The sequence below is a fragment of the Paraburkholderia denitrificans genome, from assembly GCF_042655705.1.
GTDB classification, from domain to species: domain Bacteria; phylum Pseudomonadota; class Gammaproteobacteria; order Burkholderiales; family Burkholderiaceae; genus Paraburkholderia; species Paraburkholderia denitrificans.
Map to the genome: position 1 here is coordinate 50,628 of NZ_JBHSMP010000029.1, position 16,843 is coordinate 67,470.

The 16,843-nt window shown below is 64.0% G+C and carries 13 protein-coding genes; 4 read left to right on the forward strand and 9 right to left on the reverse strand.

Annotated features, from left to right (window positions below):
- Positions 1-107 precede the first annotated feature (107 nt).
- Positions 108-1,358 (forward strand): chromate efflux transporter, encoded by a 1,251-nt coding sequence (chrA, locus tag ACFPTO_RS20290; protein ID WP_377714146.1) that lies wholly within the window; start codon positions 108-110, stop codon positions 1,356-1,358.
- Here the strand turns inward: chrA and ACFPTO_RS20295 are convergent.
- The 9 genes from ACFPTO_RS20295 to ACFPTO_RS20335 all read right to left on the reverse strand — a co-directional run bounded on the left by ACFPTO_RS20295 (position 1,336) and on the right by ACFPTO_RS20335 (position 13,247).
- Positions 1,336-2,244, reverse strand: a complete 909-nt coding sequence (locus tag ACFPTO_RS20295) for a class I SAM-dependent methyltransferase (protein ID WP_377714148.1) — start codon at positions 2,242-2,244, stop codon at positions 1,336-1,338. The genes chrA and ACFPTO_RS20295 overlap by 23 nt on opposite strands.
- A gap of 356 nt (positions 2,245-2,600) precedes the next feature.
- Positions 2,601-4,016, reverse strand: coding sequence for a heavy metal sensor histidine kinase (locus tag ACFPTO_RS20300; protein WP_377714150.1), 1,416 nt, complete (start codon positions 4,014-4,016; stop codon positions 2,601-2,603).
- The gene (gene irlR, locus ACFPTO_RS20305) at positions 4,016-4,696 is read right to left on the reverse strand and encodes a heavy metal response regulator transcription factor IrlR (protein WP_377714152.1); all 681 of its coding nucleotides are present in this window, start codon (positions 4,694-4,696) and stop codon (positions 4,016-4,018) included. The genes ACFPTO_RS20300 and irlR overlap by 1 nt, the downstream gene beginning before the upstream one ends.
- A gap of 38 nt (positions 4,697-4,734) precedes the next feature.
- A complete protein-coding gene (locus ACFPTO_RS20310; protein ID WP_377714154.1) occupies positions 4,735-7,935 on the reverse strand; it encodes an efflux RND transporter permease subunit in 3,201 nt (1,066 codons plus the stop codon).
- 64 nt (positions 7,936-7,999) lie between these two features.
- Entirely contained in the window at positions 8,000-9,475 is a 1,476-nt protein-coding gene (locus ACFPTO_RS20315; RefSeq protein WP_377714155.1) for an efflux RND transporter periplasmic adaptor subunit, read from the reverse strand.
- Between the two features lie 16 nt (positions 9,476-9,491).
- On the reverse strand, positions 9,492-10,808 hold the full coding sequence (locus tag ACFPTO_RS20320) for a TolC family protein (RefSeq protein WP_377714157.1): 1,317 nt from the start codon (positions 10,806-10,808) through the stop codon (positions 9,492-9,494).
- A gap of 120 nt (positions 10,809-10,928) precedes the next feature.
- Positions 10,929-11,357, reverse strand: a complete 429-nt coding sequence (locus ACFPTO_RS20325; RefSeq protein ID WP_377714158.1) for an SRPBCC family protein — start codon at positions 11,355-11,357, stop codon at positions 10,929-10,931.
- A gap of 118 nt (positions 11,358-11,475) precedes the next feature.
- On the reverse strand, positions 11,476-12,537 hold the full coding sequence (locus tag ACFPTO_RS20330; RefSeq protein ID WP_377714160.1) for a DMT family transporter: 1,062 nt from the start codon (positions 12,535-12,537) through the stop codon (positions 11,476-11,478).
- 74 nt (positions 12,538-12,611) lie between these two features.
- A complete protein-coding gene (locus ACFPTO_RS20335) occupies positions 12,612-13,247 on the reverse strand; it encodes a LysE family translocator (protein ID WP_377714162.1) in 636 nt (211 codons plus the stop codon).
- A 265-nt stretch (positions 13,248-13,512) separates the two neighbouring features.
- On the opposite strand from ACFPTO_RS20335, the gene ACFPTO_RS20340 reads away from it, so the two are divergent.
- The 3 genes from ACFPTO_RS20340 (at position 13,513) to ACFPTO_RS20350 (ending at position 16,538) form a co-directional block, all read left to right on the forward strand.
- Positions 13,513-13,734, forward strand: a complete 222-nt coding sequence (locus ACFPTO_RS20340; protein ID WP_377714163.1) for a hypothetical protein — start codon at positions 13,513-13,515, stop codon at positions 13,732-13,734.
- Positions 13,735-14,064: 330 nt separating this feature from the next.
- Complete coding sequence (gene ilvD, locus ACFPTO_RS20345; protein ID WP_377714165.1) at positions 14,065-15,927, forward strand: dihydroxy-acid dehydratase; 1,863 nt, start codon at positions 14,065-14,067, stop codon at positions 15,925-15,927.
- A gap of 422 nt (positions 15,928-16,349) precedes the next feature.
- Entirely contained in the window at positions 16,350-16,538 is a 189-nt protein-coding gene (locus tag ACFPTO_RS20350) for a hypothetical protein (protein ID WP_377714166.1), read from the forward strand.
- The last annotated feature ends 305 nt before the right edge of the window (positions 16,539-16,843 follow it).

The window sequence follows — 16,843 nt, forward strand, 5'->3', positions numbered from 1 at the left end:
TTTATTTTCGTCAAGCACACCGGATCGGGTTCGCCAGCGCTCGTTCCGGTGGCCACGGCGAATAGTGTTGGCGTCGAGTCGAAGTTGCGATGAACAGGGGGCAGCGAATGGGGGAGCAGACGTCATCGCGACAGTCGTCGTGTGTCGAGCGCACGCTGGAAGTGTTTCTGGTGTTCTTGCGGCTCGGGTTGACGAGCTTTGGCGGCCCGATTGCCCACATCGGCTACTTTCGACGTGAATTCGTCGAACGACGTCGCTGGATGGACGACGAGGCGTTCACCGATCTCGTCGCGCTCTGCCAGTTTTTGCCCGGGCCAGCCAGCAGCCAGACGGGCTTTGCGATAGGGTTGCTCCGGGCCGGATGGGCTGGCGGCCTTGCCGCCTGGTGCGGATTCACGCTGCCGTCGATGCTTCTGATGATCGCCTTCGCGATCGCGGCGCCGAACGTTGCGGGGCCAACGGGTGTTGCACTCGTCCATGGATTGAAGCTCGTCGCGGTCGCCGTCGTGGCGCAGGCCGTCTGGGACATGGGGCGCCGTTTGTGCACCGACCGTCGCCGCGTGGCGATTGCACTGATCGCCCTTACGTTGCTCAGCCTGCTCACCAGTGTGTATGCGCAGCTTGCCGTCATTGCGGCGGGCGCCGTGCTTGGCCTCGCGCTCTGCCGCATGCAGGCGAACGATGTTGTGCCCGCAGCTTCTTACGACATTCCCGCGTTTGCTGTGACCCGCAAGGCCGCCATTGCAGCGTTGACGCTGTTTGTTGCGCTATTGCTGGGCTTGCCGCTGCTGCACGAAAGCGGTGCCGCACAGTACGTCCGCTTGTTCGAGGCGTTTTACCGGTCGGGCGCGTTCGTTTTCGGGGGCGGTCATGTCGTGCTGCCGTTGCTCCAGCAACAGACGGTCGCAACCGGCTGGGTATCGTCGAACGATTTTCTTGCCGGATATGGCGCGGCGCAGGCCGTCCCCGGCCCGCTCTTTACCTTCGCGGCCTTTCTTGGCTGGATCATGGCCACGCCGCCGAATCACTGGACGGGCGCGCTGCTGGCCACTGTGGCCATTTTCTTGCCGGGTTTGCTGCTCGTCATTGCCGCCGTGCCGTGCTGGCAGACCTTGCTCGCCCGACCGTCCGCCGCTGCCGCGCTCGCAGGGGTCAATGCAGCCGTTGTCGGCTTGCTCGCTCACGCGCTGTATTCGCCTGTCTGGATTAGTGCCGTCTGGTCGCCGGTCGACTTCGCGATTGCGGCGAGCGCATTTTTTCTTCTGGTCCGCTGGCGCCTGCCGCCGCTGATCGTCGTTGTGCTTTGTATCGCGGCGGCCATCGGCACAGCGTTTGTCACAACGGCTTTTGCGCTGTGAGGTATGCAATGCGCTGGGCGTTGAATTGCTGGCCGCTTTCGACTAACGGACGCAGTCGCGCTTCCATGAACTGCCGCTCTTCGGGCGTAAATTGCGTGTCGAATATCGACTCGAACGAAGGCGCCAAGGGATGCGGCGACGTGCGCAGCCAGGTCTGCCACGACGGCGCGTCGTCGGTGGCGACATCGATGTGCAGTTCCAGATGAATGGCCGTGAATCCGGTGTCGATGGCGTAACGAACCAGATCGCGCTCACCGTAATTCGTGATGGGAAGCGCTCGGACCTTTTCGTGCGTATCGGGAAACTGCGCGGCGCGGCAGCGAAGCAGCAGGGCAAGAAACGGGTCGTCCGCGTTCTGCCCGCGCGTTTCGACGATCGTCTTCAAGGCGCAGACTTCGAGCGCGTCGTCGCGCAGGATCGGTTCCGCAATCGAGAAGCGGCCGCCCGGCTTGAGAATCCGGAATAGTTCGCGCATTGCCGCAGGCTTGTCGGCGACATAGGCGAGCACGGCGCGCATCGTCACGGCGTCGACGGATTCGTCGGCGATGCCGTCGAGCCTGTCTGCCGAACCTTGAATGAATTCGCACTGGCCACGAACGCCGAGCGCATCGGCTCGCTCGCTCGTGTGTTGCAGCAACGGTGCGGAGACATCGGTCATGATCACCTGCAAGGCGTCGCCCGCGCGCTCGATGGCGCGAAACGCGACGAGACCATCGCCGGTTCCGATGTCGGCCAGTTTCATCCGCGGACTCAGGCGGACGAAGTCCAGCACACGATCGGCGTACTTCGTCGTCTCGGTGCGGATATGCCGCTCGTAAGACGCGTCGCCACCATGACGATGATGAAGCAGCCACTCGGACCAGATGTCGGTTGTCGTATCGTTCACGTTCGGCGGTGTCAGGTCGATCAGGATGCGCGTGTGCGCGGTGCGCGATCTTATAGAGAAAACCTGACGGAAACCTTAAGGACGCGGCGGCAATGCGCGTCGCCTGACGCCGGTCGCCCCAGCACCGCAATGGTCGTTGTCGATTATCAATAGGAAGTCGTTGCAAACGCATATAAAGCATGCGAATGCAACTAACTGTCAAGTCCGGCGTTCGCCGCCCAATTACACATGCGACACATGCGACACGCACGGTATTTCGACGGGCAGATGAACCTGTGAGCCGATCTTCCTGCACAGGCTCCAGCTGCGGTTCGGCAACGAGAACGGCGCGCGTCTGGCGACCGTCCCGGCTGTCCCTATCCAGCAGCGGCAGTGTCGTGGCGTTGTGCGTGTTGCACACGGGGAAAGCGCAGCCAGAAGGTTGTACGCACATCGGGCTGGCTGTCGACGCCACAACGCCCGCCGTGACTGTCCATGATCGATTTGACGATCGCGAGCCCCAGCCCCGTGCCCGAAGCGGAGTTGTGGCGGGACGGATCGACCCGGTAGAAGCGCTCGAAGATCCGTTCGAGATGCGCGGCGTGGATGCCCGCGCCCGAGTCGGACACCGAGATCGTCGCGGCTTCGTTGTCCTCGCCGCACTCGATGAGCACCGTCGAGCCGTGTGGCGCGTGAGGGAGCGCGTTCGACAGCAGGTTGCTCAGTGCGCGCTGGAACAGCAGCAGGTCGGCATCGAGTTCGGCTTGCCCGCGAACTTCGATGGTGACGCCGGCGTCTTCGGCCACCGACTCGTAAAAGCCCGCGACGCGCTGTGCCTGCGCGGCCGCATCGAGGGTCCTGATTGCGACCAGCGCGCTCGCGTCTTCCGCTCTTGCAAGAAACAGCATGTCCTCGATCATCCTCGACAGACGCTGGTATTCGTCGATGCTCGACTCGATCACCTCGCGGTATTCATCGGACGTGCGCGGTGCGGACAACGCCACCTGGGCGGCGGCTTGCAGGTTCGTCAGCGGCGTGCGCATGTCGTGCGCCAGGTTCGAGGAGAACTGGCTCAGACGCGTGAAAGACTCGTGCAAGCGCTGCTGCATGCCGTTAAAAGCGTGTTCGAGTTCCTTGAGTTCGCCCGATGTATCGAGTTCGGGCAACGGCTGCGCGAGGCGGCTCGAGGACAGTGCCTCGGCCCGCGCGACGAGGCGGCGAAGCGGGCTCAGCCCCACCATGGCAATGCCGTAGGCCAGGCCCGCCGTGAGCACGACGCCGAGGACCTCGATCAGCACGATTGTCCACGCATGGGCGCGTAACAGCGCGGCATCGCTTGAACCGTCGTACTGGATAACCACGCGCACGAAGTTATCCGTTCCGAGGCGGGTGACCGCGACGAGATAGCGGATTCCCGATTGTTGCGGCGTGAGCGCGGTCGGCCGGTCGGCCTTCAACGATCGTGCCTCGGGATATAACGGAAATCCGCTCGTGCTGAGTAAGCGGTTGCCCGCCATATCGAAGATCGCCATCTCCATGGTTTCGTGACCATGCAACTGATCGATCCACACCTCGGCATTGCGCGCGACCTCGTCCGTCGACTGCGCGTCGGAAAGATGTGCCTTGAGCGCGGCCATCGTGCTTTCCATCTGCTCCGATGCAGTCGCATCGATCCGGCTGCGCAACGCTTCATACAGGGCGATTCCGCTTAGCGCGAGCACCACGGATGTCGGGATGACGATGAGAACCGTCAACCTCGCGCGCAGCGTCTTCGGAAGCAATCGCGAGAGCATCAGGCAGCGCCGGCCCGCTGTTCCAGCACGTAACCCATGCCGCGAACTGTATGGATCAGCTTGGGCTCGTAGGCATCGTCCACTTTCGAGCGCAGGCGCCGGATCGCGGAATCGACGACATTGGTGTCGCTGCTGAAATTCATGTCCCACACCTGGGAAGCGATCGTGGCCCGGGGCAGGATCTCGCCCTCGCGCCGCATGAGCAGCCACAGCAAGGCGAATTCCTTCGCGGTCAGGAGAATGGTGTCGCCCTGCCGCGTCGCCTTGCGGCGGGTCAGGTCGAGTTCGAGATCCGACACACGCAGCGTGTTCGTGTCGCGCGGCTGGCCGCGGCGCAGGATCGACTTCACCCGCGCGGTCAGCTCGGCGAAATCGAATGGCTTTGCAAGGTAGTCGTCCGCACCGAGTTCCAGTCCCTTCACGCGGTCGCCTACGTCGTCCCGCGCGGTCAGGAACAGCACCGGCGTGGATCTGCTGCGCCGGAGATTGCGCAGCAGCGTCCAGCCGTCCTGCCCGGGAAGCATCACGTCGAGGATCAGCAGGTCGTAGTCTTCCGTTTCGGCCTGGTGCTGACCCGAGATGCCGTCCTCGACCCAGTCGACGATATAGCCCGCCTCGGTCAATCCCTTCCGGAGATAGGAGCCTGTTTTTTGCTCGTCTTCCACAAGCAGTATTCGCATTACTTATTACCTTGAAATCGATGTCTCTTGTATCGCGTCTAGCGCGGCATTTCACCACGAAGGCCCCGCGCCATGCGGGCGCCGAATGCGTCACGCAGCGAAATCGAATGGCATACGCGGTACAGCACCGGGAGCACCAGCAATGTGAGCGCCGTGGACGAGAGGATGCCACCAATCACGACTGTTGCGAGCGGGCGTTGCACTTCGGAACCCGTTCCCGTCGCGAACGCCATCGGCAGGAAGCCGAGCGACGCGACCAGCGCCGTCATCAGCACGGGCCTCAGGCGGGTCAGCGCGCCCTCGCGAACGGCGGCATCGAGGCTGATCCCTTCCTCGCGCAGGTTGCGGATAAACGAAATCATCACCAGACCATTGAGCACCGCGACCCCGGAAAGGGCGATGAACCCGACTGCTGCGGTAATGGACAGCGGAATGCCGCGCATCCACAACGACACAATGCCGCCGCTCAATGCGAACGGAATGCCCGTGAATACAAGCAGGCCGTCCTTCACGTTGTTGAACATGACGAAGAGGAGGACGAACACCATGAAGAGCGCGAGCGGCACGACCACCTTCAGGCGTTCGCTTGCGCTTTGCAGTTGTTCGAACTGACCGCCCCACGATACCCAGTATCCGGCCGGAATCGGCACGTCCCGTGCAATCTGTTCGCGGGCCGCCGCGACGAACGACCCGACATCGCGGTCCCGCGCGTTCGCGCTGACCACCACACGGCGCTTGCCGTCTTCGCGGCTGATCTGGTTCGGACCGGGCCTGACCTGAACCGTAGCGAGTTCGGCCAGCGGTACATAGGGCGCCTGCACCAGCGGGCCGCTCGTGCCCGCGGATGCCGTGATCGGTAATGCGATCGGAATACGCCTGATCGCCTCGACGTCCGAGCGCAGTTCCTCAGGCAACCGCACGACGATGTCGAATCGCCGGTCGCCCTGGAAGAGCGTTCCCGCCTTCTGGCCACCCACTGCGGCGGCGACCGTGTCCTGGACGTTCGTGACCGCCACGCCGTATCTGGCGAGCTTCTCCCGGTCGAGTTCGATCGTCAGTACGGGCAGGCCGGTCGTCTGCTCGACCTTGACCTCGGAAGCGCCCGGCACCTTTTGCAGCGCCGCCGCAATCTTCTCGCCGGTCTGGTTGAGCACGTCCATGTCGTCACCGAAGATCTTCACGGCGACGTCGCTACGAACGCCCGAGATCAGTTCGTTGAAGCGCAACTGGATGGGCTGCGAGAACTCGTAGGCATTGCCGGGGATCGACTCGAGCACGGCCTCGATTTCCGTGATCAGCTGCTCGCGCGGCTTCTTCGGATCCGGCCACGTATCAGTGGGTTTAAGCATGACGTATGCATCGGAGAGATTCGGCGGCATCGGGTCGGCTGCGATCTCGGCCGTGCCCGTTCGGGCGAACACGCGCTCGATCTCGGGGATGCGCGCCTTGAGCGTGCGCTCGATCGTTTTCTGCATCTCCACGGACTGCGAGAGGCTCGTGCCCGGAATGCGCAGCGCCGCGACCGCCAGATCCCCTTCGTTGAGGCTCGGAATGAACTCGCTGCCGAGTCTCGTTGCAAGCGCAAGCGTCAAGCCGACGATCAGCGCCGCGCCTGCCAGTACCCGCTTCGGCCGGGCCAGGCCGCGCGCGAGGATCGGCTCGTAGGCGCGCCGCGCCCAGCCCATCAGGCGGTTTTCCTTCTCCTCCACGCGGTTGCCGATGAACAGCGCGACAGCAGCCGGAATGAACGTGACCGTCAGGACCATGGCCGAAACCAGCGCCATGACGACCGTGACCGCCATCGGATGGAACATCTTTCCTTCCACGCCGGTCAGCGCGAAGATCGGCAGATACACGACCATGATGATCAACTGACCGAAGATCAGCGCGCGGCGCGCCTCCCGCGATGCGCCGAACACTTCGGCAAAACGCTCTTCACGGGTCAAGGGCCGCCCGGCCAGTGTCTGCGCATGCGCGAGCCGTCGTACACAGTTCTCGACGATCACCACCGCGCCATCGACGATGATCCCGAAATCGAGCGCGCCAAGACTCATGAGGTTGGCGCTGACTTTCGCGTTCACCATTCCGGTAAACGTCATGAGCATCGAGAGCGGAATCACGAGCGCCGTGATCAACGCGGCGCGCATGTTGCCGAGGAAGAGGAACAGGATGACGATGACCAGCACCGCGCCTTCGAGCAGGTTCTTCTTGACGGTGTCGACCGCCTTTTCCACCAGCACGGTACGGTCGTACACCGGCACGGCCTTCACGCCCGGCGGCAGCGAACGGTTCACGTCGTCCATCTTGAGCGCGACCGCTTTCGAGACTGTGCGGCTGTTTTCGCCCATCAGCATGAAGACGGTGCCGAGCACCACTTCCTCGCCGTTGGACGTCGCCGCGCCCGTGCGCAACTCCTTGCCGATATCGACCTGGGCGATATCCTTCACGCGCACCGGAACGCCGCCCACGTTCGTCAGCACGATGTTGGCGATATCGTCGACCGATCCCACCTGACCCGGCACGCGCACCAGGTACTGCTCGCCGCGCTTTTCGATGTAGCCCGCGCCCACGTTGTCGTTGTTCCGTTCGATTGCGCGCACAACCTCCGCGAGCGTCAGGCCATACGACATGAGCCGGGTCGGATTGGGCGCGATACGGAATTCCTTCACGTAACCGCCGATGGAATTGACTTCGGTGACGCCGGGCACCTTGCGCAATTGCGGCTTGATCACCCAGTCCTGCAACTCGCGCAGATCCGCTGACGTGTACGGCGTCCCGTCGGCTTTGCGCGCCGAAGTATCGGCTTCGACGGTCCAGAGGTAAATCTCGCCGAGGCCGGTCGAGGTCGGTCCCATCGCGGGGGCGATGCCGTCGGGCAGTTTTTCCTTCGCCTCCTGAATCCGCTCGTTCACGAGCTGGCGGGCGAAGTAGATGTCCGTGCCCTCCTTGAAGATCACCGTGACCTGCGACAGACCATAGCGGGAGATGGAGCGGGTTTCGTCGAGATCGGGGAGGCCGGCCATGGCCGTCTCGATCGGGTACGTGATGCGCTGTTCTGCTTCGAGCGGCGAATAGCCGGGCGCGGACGTATTGATCTGCACCTGGACATTCGTGATGTCGGGCACAGCGTCGATGGGCAGCTTCTGGTAGCTGAACACACCCAGCGCCGCGATGGCCGCGACGGCGAGCATGACGAGCCAGCGATGGGCAATCGCGAAGCGGATCAGTCGTTCAAACATGGAACGTTCCTATGAACTGTTTCGAAGCGGCCAGTTGCGGGCCACCTGTGAATCGCATGCAATATCAGTGTTCGTCGACATCGCCTTTGCCGAGCTCCGCTTTCAGCAAGAAGCTGTTGGACGCCACGTACTGCTGCCCGGGCTTCACGCCGCTCGTCACCTCCACGACCCGCTCGTCGCTGCGCCCGGTGCTGACCGCCTGGGCGACAAAGCCCTTCTCCGTCTGCACGAACACCGAGGGCGAGCCGTCGATGTCCTGGATCGCGTCGCTGCTCACGGCAATCGGCACCGATTGCTGGCCCGCCTTGACCGTGACGTTGACGAACATGCCCGGCCGCCACACGCCTTGCGGGTTGGTCAGCACCACGCGCGCAGGCGCCGAGCGCGTCTGCTCGCCGAGCAGTGCGCCGACATAGGCGATGCGGCCCGCCGCGCTGGATTCGAAAGCCGCGGCCTTCACCGTCGCTTCGCGTCCCACCCGCACGTCGTCGAGATGCTGCGCGGGCACCGCCATTTCCGCCCACACCGTCGAAAGGTCCGACAACACGAAGATGTTCGCGTCGGCAGCAACGGCCTCGCCGGACGTGGCGTGCTTTTCCACGATCGTTCCTGCGAATGGCGCGCGCAGTTCGTAGCGGTTGAGCGGCCCGCCATTGACCGGAGCATTCAGCGCGAGCAGTTTCTGGCGCGCGTTCTGCGCGGCAATCTCCGCTTCGCGCAGATGCATCTGTGCCTGCAGATAATCCTGTTCGGCGGAAATACGCTCCTGCCACAGCGTCTTTTCGCGCTCGTAAGCGGTGCGGGCGGTGGCGAGCCTGCGCTCGGCGGTGAGCAGTTCGCTCCTGCGGTCCGCGAGATCGGTACTCGCAATGACCGCGAGCAGTTGCCCCTTTTCGACGCGCTCTCCCGCGGAAACCGCGACCCGTTCGACGATCCCCGCGACCCGGGGCACAACGTGCGCGGTGCGGTCTTCGTTGAAGCGGATCTCGCCTGGCACCTGCACCGTCGATTCGATCTCTGCGGGTCCGGCTTCGGCCAGCGTGATCCCGGCGGTCTGGATCTGCTCCGGCGTGAGGGCGACAACGCCATCGCTGCGCGACCAGGCAAAGCTTGTCGTCTTGCCTTGCGACGCGACGCTGATCGAAGCATCGAAAACATGCGGCTCCGCGATCGGCCGGACCGATGTGTAGCCATCGGCGGAGGCGGCGAACTGCAGCTTTTCCGTTGTGCCGTCGATGCGGGTCAGCGTGCCGGAAAGCTGCGCGCCCGCTGCCAGAGGTTTGCCCTTGTAGCTCGGATAGACAACGAGGCGCGCATCATCGGGCTTCTCCGTGAATACGACCTCGAGGGTGAGGTCGTCGGCGTGCAAAAGCGTCCCGCCGTGCGGGCCAGCCTCTTCTGCCGCGTCGTGGCCGTGGCCTGCCGTTATCGCGGAAGTCTCGTCATGGGAATGGTCGCGCGTGAGCGCGTATACGGCGAGCGCGGCGCTTGCCCCGATGGCAACGGCCGTGGCGGCGACCACGATCTTTTTGCGTGGCATAGGATTTCCTTCCAGATTATTTGATTGCGTGGGCGGCAACGCCCGGCATCGGCGTGCCCACGAGGCGGCCCAGCTCTGCGTAGGCAAGGTGAACGGCAGCCAGGGACTGCACGTAGCGGGACTGTTGCTCGAATAGCGTGCGCTGCGCGTCGAGCACGTCGAGAAAGCTGAACTTGCCGAGTTCGTAGCCGCGCGACATGGCGTCGAGTGCACCCCGTGCGGCGGGCAGCACATCGGTCTTCAGACGCTGCACCTCCCTAGCCGAGCTTTCGAAGCTCGCGTAGGCCTGCACGAGCGCCATCCGAAGGGCGGCGCTTTCCGCGTCCATCGCAGCCAACGCGCTTTGCGCCTTGTGTGAGGCTTCGAGAATCGCGCCCTTGTTCGTGTCGAAGAGGGGCAACGGTATGGAGATGCCGACCACCGCCTGGTTATCGCGCACGCTGCCCGCGATGACGCGTTTTATTCCCGCGCTGACCGTGACGTCGGGGATGCGCTTTGCACGCTCGACCGATATTGCCGCGTTGGCGCGAAGCATTTCGGCTTTTGCGGCGCGTGAGAGCGGCGAATCGTTCAGGCGCGCGACGAGCGCACTTAGCGGTTCCGCCTCAGGCACGCTTTCCAGATCGCCCGCAACCGCGCGCCCGCGCAGCGCATCGCTGCCCGTGGCGTTCTGCAGCTTCTCCGCAGCGCTATCCACGCGGATCTTTGCGTTATCCCGTTCGATCTGGACACCGACGGATGCAACGTGCGCTTTCGTTGCCTCGACCGGCGACACCTTTCCGGCACGCGTGCGTTTTTCTGCGATGTCCGCGGATCGGGCGGCGATGGCGGCGGCGTCTTCGGCGACCTGAAGCTGGCGCTGCGCAGCGAGCAGTTCATAAAAAGCCGCGATGACCTGCGAGCGAAGCGCGGCATCGCGATCTTCGAGTGTCGCGAGCGCGGCCTCGCGGCCGTACGACGCAACATCGAGCCTCGCGCGACGCTTGCCGCCCAGTTCGATGGTCTGATTGACGAGCGCCGTCGACGTGCGCTCTGTTCCGCCGAAGCCTTCCTGCAGGAACGACAGCTCCGGATTGGGGCGCGTGCCCGCCTGCATCAAGGTGCCTGCCGACGCATCGACGTCAGCCCGTGCGCCGCGCAGGATGGGATTTGCCTGCGCGGCGAGGCCGAGGATGTCGTCGAGCGACAGGGCATCGGACGATGGGCGGTGGATGGCCGTGGCTTGAGCGGTGGGTGACTCGGGGACGTTACTGTCGGGTGGAACCACTGGCTGCGCGCTGACCGTGGCAACGGCGGTAGTCAGCAGCAGCGTGATCAACAAGCGTGTGGGCATGCTGGAAGACAAGGATCGTGAATGTTGCGAGCGATCCTAAGGCTGCGGCGGAGTGCGAACATGACGGCTAGATGAGATTTCTGTCATGTGCGACGGCGAGACGGAGTGACGTCTACGGAGTCACAACTTTAATTGCGTGCGTCTGTATCGCTCTTGTGCGGGAAACGCTACATTGCGCGCAAATGCAGCGCATCCCGCGTCCACGAGCGGCTCGACCATCTCGCGACGCGCTTCGGGCAGGAAATCGCTCTGCCACAGGAAGCGGCAGTGACCCGGCCCGTCCGGCACGATCTGCATCGACGCATGGTGATGCTCGAACGGGTCGCTCAAGACCGTGTAAGCGATCCGCATGCGCGTTTCGTCGATTGTGACGATGCGCTCCTGAACGACCGCGCCGTTAGCAAACGTGACGGTGCGCGTATCGCCGTCGAAGGTGCAGCTCACGAGCACGCCCGCGAATGCGTGGGCAGCGTCGCCCGGATTGCGCAGCGCGCGCCATGCGTGGGCCGCATCCGTTTCCAGTCTGAGTTCCCGAAAGAGCGAAGTCATTGCGGCCTCTCCTTTTCACGGCGTGCGCCGAACGGACCTGGTCGCATTGTGCACGCGCGCGAGGCGCCATTCCTGGGAAAAACTGCACCTGGCGTTGATTCGCTTCGCTCGATGCGCCTCAGTGCGAATGCCGGTGGTGCACGTCCGGGAAATGCCGGTGACTGTGCGTCACGGGTGCGTGATGATGCGCATGGGTATGCGGCTCGGTGCCGTCCCATTCGAAATCGTGTTCGTGCAGGTGGTGCTCGTCGTGGCGGTGCTGGTGCGTGTGATCCAGCGGCTCGTGCGTGTGCTCGTGCTCGTGGCGCTCGCGCACGTGCAGCCACACGCCGAGCGCCATGAGCGCAGTCGCGAGCCAGAAGGTTGCCGCGGGACGCTCGGGCCACAGCGTGAGCGAAAGCGCCACGCCGAACAGCGGCGCAACCGAAAAATAAGCGCCCGTGCGCGCCGTGCCGAGATGGCGCAACGCGACGACGAAGAGCACAAGACTTATTCCATAGCCCGCGAAGCCTACGGCCATGGCGCTGGCCATCCGGCCCGCATCGGGCCAGTGCGCGCCGAGCGCGAACGCGATGGCGAGATTCACGGGACCCGCGACGAGTCCCTTCAGGCACGCGACGACCATCGCGTCGTTGGTCGAGACCTTGCGGGTGAGATTGTTGTCGATGGCCCAGCACAGGCACGCTCCGGCCACGAGCAGTTCTCCCGGCGTTACGCCGGCGTGAGACGCTGGCCACGAAAGCAGGACGCCACCGGCGACGATGGCCGCCATGCCGAGGAAGATCTGCGTGTCGACGTTCTCACGGAAACAGAGCCACGCGATCAACGCCGTAAAGACGCCTTCGAGATTGAGCAGCAGCGAACTGGCGGCTGCGGGCGCGGTGCTCAGGCCGAGCATCAGCAGCGCCGGTCCGGCAATGCCGCCCGCCGCAATCGCGCCGAGCAGCCAGGGCAATTCGGCGACCTTCAGGAGACTATCGGCGTGCGGCGCGCTTGCCTTGCCGCGCCCATGCCGCACGGCGATCGTGAAGGCGAGGCCGAGACCGCTGCCCAGATAGAAAAGCCCCGCAACCATGAACGGCGGAAGCGTGCCGAGCAGGGCTTTCGCGAGCGGTGTGGTGACGCCGAACAGGGTCGCGGCGAGCAGGGCCGTGACGATAGCGTTCTGATGGAACTTCATGGTCGGGACGAAGCAGCGGTCGATGTGCGCGATTTTACGCGGGCGGCCAGTGTGGCGCCTCGGCAGCGGGGTGCTTACTGCCGAATCAGCGCCATCATCGCGCCGAAACCCACGAACACGCCGCCCGTCAGGCGATTGAAGGCCTTCGCGACGCGGCGGTTCTTGAGCGCGGTGCCGATGCGCGTGCCGCAGCCGCCGTAGACCAGGTACCAGCTCACCTCGACGACGGCGAACGTCGCGACCAGAATGCCGAACTGCGGCAACGTGGGGCGGCTGGCGTCGATGAATTGCGGCAGCAGCGCGGCGGCGAACAGGATCGCCTTCGGATTGCTGCTCGCGACGAGGAAGCCGTTGCGAAAGAGCGCGCCGGGGCGCCGCGCAACCGCCGCGACAGGCGAATCGGCTTCGTGGGCACCGTCGTCGTGCACGGGCGCACCCCAGGCCTTGATGCCGAGGTAGACAAGATAGGCCGCGCCGATCAGGCGAAGGGCGTCGAACATGGCGGGCCAGGCTTTCAGGAACACACCGAGTCCGGCTGCGGACACCGAGAGCATCAGCACGAGCGCGGAGAGGCACCCGGCCATGCTGGCACTGGTGCGGCGCAGGCCGTATTGCGCGCCGTGCGACATGATGAGCAGCATGTTGGGGCCGGGGATGGCGGAAATCACGAAGACGGTGGCGAGATAGAGCCACCAGGTATGCAGACTCATGACGACGGCGGACAGAAGTGGGGCGGAACGGAGATTATGCCAGCGCCAGTGCTCTGCCCGTCGGTGCACTGCAATAATTGCGAAACGTTTCAATCGTTAAATATTGTCAACCGCGGGTGATTGTGATTGATAGGCTGGTGTCGCTCGACCAGAATAAAACGATTCGTGCGTGTGCGAAGGCGCGCGGCGGGTGGCTGGCGGCATGCGCGCAACGGGCGCGCAGGCGCCTTTCGGCGGCGATGGAAGCTGACAACTGGAGGATCGTATGGGCATTCTGGACAAGGTAGGCGAGGTTGTAGGTGCAGTGGCCGCAGTCGAAGCGACGGAAAAACTGGACCCGGACGCAGGTTTCCTGACGAAGGCTGCCGCGGCCATCGCGGGTTTCGAGGGCGCGGGCAAGCTGGAAGAGGTGGTTGAAAAGAAAGAGGAAGAGAAGAAGGACGACGAGAACGCCCAGCAAGCCGACAGTTCCGATTCGCAGGCGTAACGGCTCGGGTTGGTCGGCGCTGCGGCTCGCGCGCCGAACGCTGGAGATCGAAGGCCGCGGTTTGACGACCGCGGCTTTTTCCTTTTTGGGGCCCGGCGCACGCGGCAGGCGAACCCTCTGCGTCCTCGCCTGATTCGCACGCCATTGATATTTTTTCCGACCTAATCGACGCGAAAAAATATATTGGACGTCTTACCGGCCCTCTCGCACCATTCCTTGTTTTCCTGCCCCCTTGCGCACTGCCTGCCGCCGCCGGAAACGGCGTAACGGCGCGTGAGCAGGCCCGGACACAACGCCGAATCCTGATAACCACAAAATTCGAGGACACACATGCCTGACTATCGATCGCGAACTTCGACTCATGGCCGGAACATGGCTGGCGCGCGCGCCCTGTGGCGCGCCACCGGCATGAAGGACGGCGACTTCGGCAAGCCGATCATCGCCGTGGTCAACTCCTTTACCCAGTTCGTGCCGGGCCACGTTCACCTGCGCGACCTCGGCGCACTGGTGGCGCACGAGATCGAGGCCGCTGGCGGTGTGGCCAAGGAATTCAACACCATCGCGGTCGACGACGGCATCGCCATGGGCCACGGCGGCATGCTGTATTCGCTGCCGTCGCGCGAGCTGATCGCCGACTCGGTCGAGTACATGGTCAACGCGCACTGCGCCGATGCCATGGTCTGCATCTCGAACTGCGACAAGATCACCCCCGGCATGCTGATGGCCGCGATGCGCCTGAACATCCCCGTGGTGTTCGTCTCCGGCGGCCCGATGGAGGCCGGCAAGATCAAGTCGCCGGCCGACGGCCAGGTGATCGCCAAGATCGACCTGATCGACGCGATGATCAAGGCGGCCGATCCCAAGGTGAGCGACGCCGAGGCCGAGGAAGCCGAGCGCAACGCGTGCCCGACGTGCGGTTCCTGCTCCGGCATGTTCACCGCCAACTCGATGAACTGCCTGACCGAAGCGATCGGCCTGGCCCTGCCGGGCAACGGCACCATCGTTGCGACGCACGCCTGGCGCCGCGGTTTGTTTGAGCAGGCCGGCCGCCTGATCGTCGATCTGTGCCGCCGCTATTACCGGGAAGACGACGCGTCGGTGTTGCCGCGCAGCATCGCGACCAAGCGCGCCTTCGAGAACGCCATGGCGCTGGACGTGGCCATGGGCGGCTCCACCAACACGGTGCTGCACCTGCTGGCGGCGGCGCAGGAGGCGGGCGTCGACTTCACGATGACCGATATCGACCGCATCTCGCGCAAGGTGCCTTGCCTGTGCAAGGCCGCGCCAGCGACCGACAAGTACCACATCGAAGACGTGCACCGTGCGGGCGGCATCCTCGGCATTCTCGGCGAGCTGCTGCGCGCGGACCTGCTCGACCCGGATTGCGGCAACGTGCACAGCGGCACGCTGGGCGCTGCGATCGCGCGCTGGGACGTGAACGGAAGCACCGACGAGGCTGCGCACAAGTTCTATCGCGCCGCGCCGGGCGGCGTCGCAACCCAGGTCGCCTTCAGCCAGGAAGCCACCTTCAATTCGCTGGATCTCGACCGCGAGAGCGGCTGCATCCGCAGCAAGGAACACGCGTACTCGAAAGACGGCGGCCTGGCCGTGCTGTACGGCAACCTGGCCGAGAAGGGCTGCATTGTCAAGACCGCGGGCGTGGACGAGTCGCAGTGGGTGTTCTCCGGCCGCGCTCGCGTGTACGAGAGCCAGGACGATGCCGTCGAAGGCATCCTCGGCGACCAGGTGCAGCCGGGCGACGTGGTCATCATCCGCTACGAAGGGCCCAAGGGCGGTCCGGGCATGCAGGAGATGCTGTATCCGACCTCGTACCTGAAGTCCAAGGACCTCGGCAAGAGCTGCGCGCTCTTCACCGATGGCCGCTTCTCGGGCGGATCCTCGGGTCTCGTGATCGGCCATGCATCGCCGGAAGCGGCGGAGGGCGGCACGGTGGCGCTCGTCAACGATGGCGACACCATCCACATCGACATCCCTAACCGCAAGATCCACCTCGACGTCTCCGACGAGGAACTGGCGCGCCGCCGTGCCGCCATGGAAGCGCGCGGCGCGCGTGCGTGGCAGCCGGCGAATCGCGAGCGCGTGGTCTCGGCTGCGTTGCAGGCTTACGCGGCGCTGGCCACTTCGGCCGACCGCGGCGCCGTGCGGGATATCTCGCAACTGAAGCGCAAGTAAAGAGCCGCGCGGTACTGTCGCCATCGATCGGGCGATAACGGATGACGGGATCGATATGCCAGTAGCGCATATCGGTCCCGTCGCCGTTTGGGCGATCCGCGAATTGTTTTCGCCGCTTTCGTTTGCCTCGCGCCGCATCGTATTGTTTGCGATGGGAGAGCGGCTTTCCGGTTCTTGAGTAATCTGGACTGCAATTCATATTGCAGCTGGAGGAGTGGCGCTACGAATCAAATCGGCATCGGCGGGGTTCGGTTTGTTGCGGGGTTTGGCCGCCCTCTCATGCTTGACGGCCTGTGAAGAAACCGTAATCACGGGGAAGCGGAATCGTCGAATGACACCCGGAAAACAGAATCAGAGCGAGCCGTCTGCAACCGTTCCGGCCTGCTAGACTTAAAGTCTCCCGGTAAACCATGGAGGAAGACATGACGACCGTTTACGTCGTGAAAACCGGTGACCAGTTCCTCTGCGCTGCCGAGGATGGCGACATCGGCATGGCGCCGGCGACTGAAGATGCCAAGTGTTTTCTCTCGTATGAAGAAGCGGAAAAAGTTGCGCACGTGCACGCCGACCCCGGATACGAAATCGTGGCCATCGTCGTTACCCCACACTAACGCTGAGTTCGCTGGACGCTCGCTAAAAGAGGGCGCCAGCATTTTTGCTGGCGCCTACGTGTTGCCTGCGATCTTGAGCGCTTCTAATTCCGTCACTCAGCGCGTTGCGGTCGAGAAACACAAAAAACCGGGCTAGCCGATAACTACGCTTGCGTTGAAGCGGCGACCGTCAAGCCCGGCCGTCGCTTCAACGCAAAACTGCTGCACCCAATGCAACGTGAGGGCATTGGGTGTAGCGCAAGCCGGAGATCATCGTCGTGCTCGATCGAGGAGTGCAGCGCGGCCAGTTCCTGTCACTCGACGTT

Excerpts from the sequence above, each read along its gene's own strand:
- chrA (WP_377714146.1), top strand. The coding sequence starts at position 108 with ATGGGGGAGCAGACGTCATCGCGACAGTCGTCGTGTGTCGAGCGCACG.
- ACFPTO_RS20300 (WP_377714150.1), bottom strand. The coding sequence starts at position 4,016 with ATGCTCTCGCGATTGCTTCCGAAGACGCTGCGCGCGAGGTTGACGGTT.
- irlR (WP_377714152.1), bottom strand. The coding sequence starts at position 4,696 with ATGCGAATACTGCTTGTGGAAGACGAGCAAAAAACAGGCTCCTATCTC.
- ACFPTO_RS20310 (WP_377714154.1), bottom strand. The coding sequence starts at position 7,935 with ATGTTTGAACGACTGATCCGCTTCGCGATTGCCCATCGCTGGCTCGTC.
- ACFPTO_RS20315 (WP_377714155.1), bottom strand. The coding sequence starts at position 9,475 with ATGCCACGCAAAAAGATCGTGGTCGCCGCCACGGCCGTTGCCATCGGG.
- ACFPTO_RS20320 (WP_377714157.1), bottom strand. The coding sequence starts at position 10,808 with ATGCCCACACGCTTGTTGATCACGCTGCTGCTGACTACCGCCGTTGCC.
- ACFPTO_RS20325 (WP_377714158.1), bottom strand. The coding sequence starts at position 11,357 with ATGACTTCGCTCTTTCGGGAACTCAGACTGGAAACGGATGCGGCCCAC.
- ACFPTO_RS20330 (WP_377714160.1), bottom strand. The coding sequence starts at position 12,537 with ATGAAGTTCCATCAGAACGCTATCGTCACGGCCCTGCTCGCCGCGACC.
- ACFPTO_RS20335 (WP_377714162.1), bottom strand. The coding sequence starts at position 13,247 with ATGAGTCTGCATACCTGGTGGCTCTATCTCGCCACCGTCTTCGTGATT.
- ACFPTO_RS20340 (WP_377714163.1), top strand. The coding sequence starts at position 13,513 with ATGGGCATTCTGGACAAGGTAGGCGAGGTTGTAGGTGCAGTGGCCGCA.
- ilvD (WP_377714165.1), top strand. The coding sequence starts at position 14,065 with ATGCCTGACTATCGATCGCGAACTTCGACTCATGGCCGGAACATGGCT.
- ACFPTO_RS20350 (WP_377714166.1), top strand. The coding sequence starts at position 16,350 with ATGACGACCGTTTACGTCGTGAAAACCGGTGACCAGTTCCTCTGCGCT.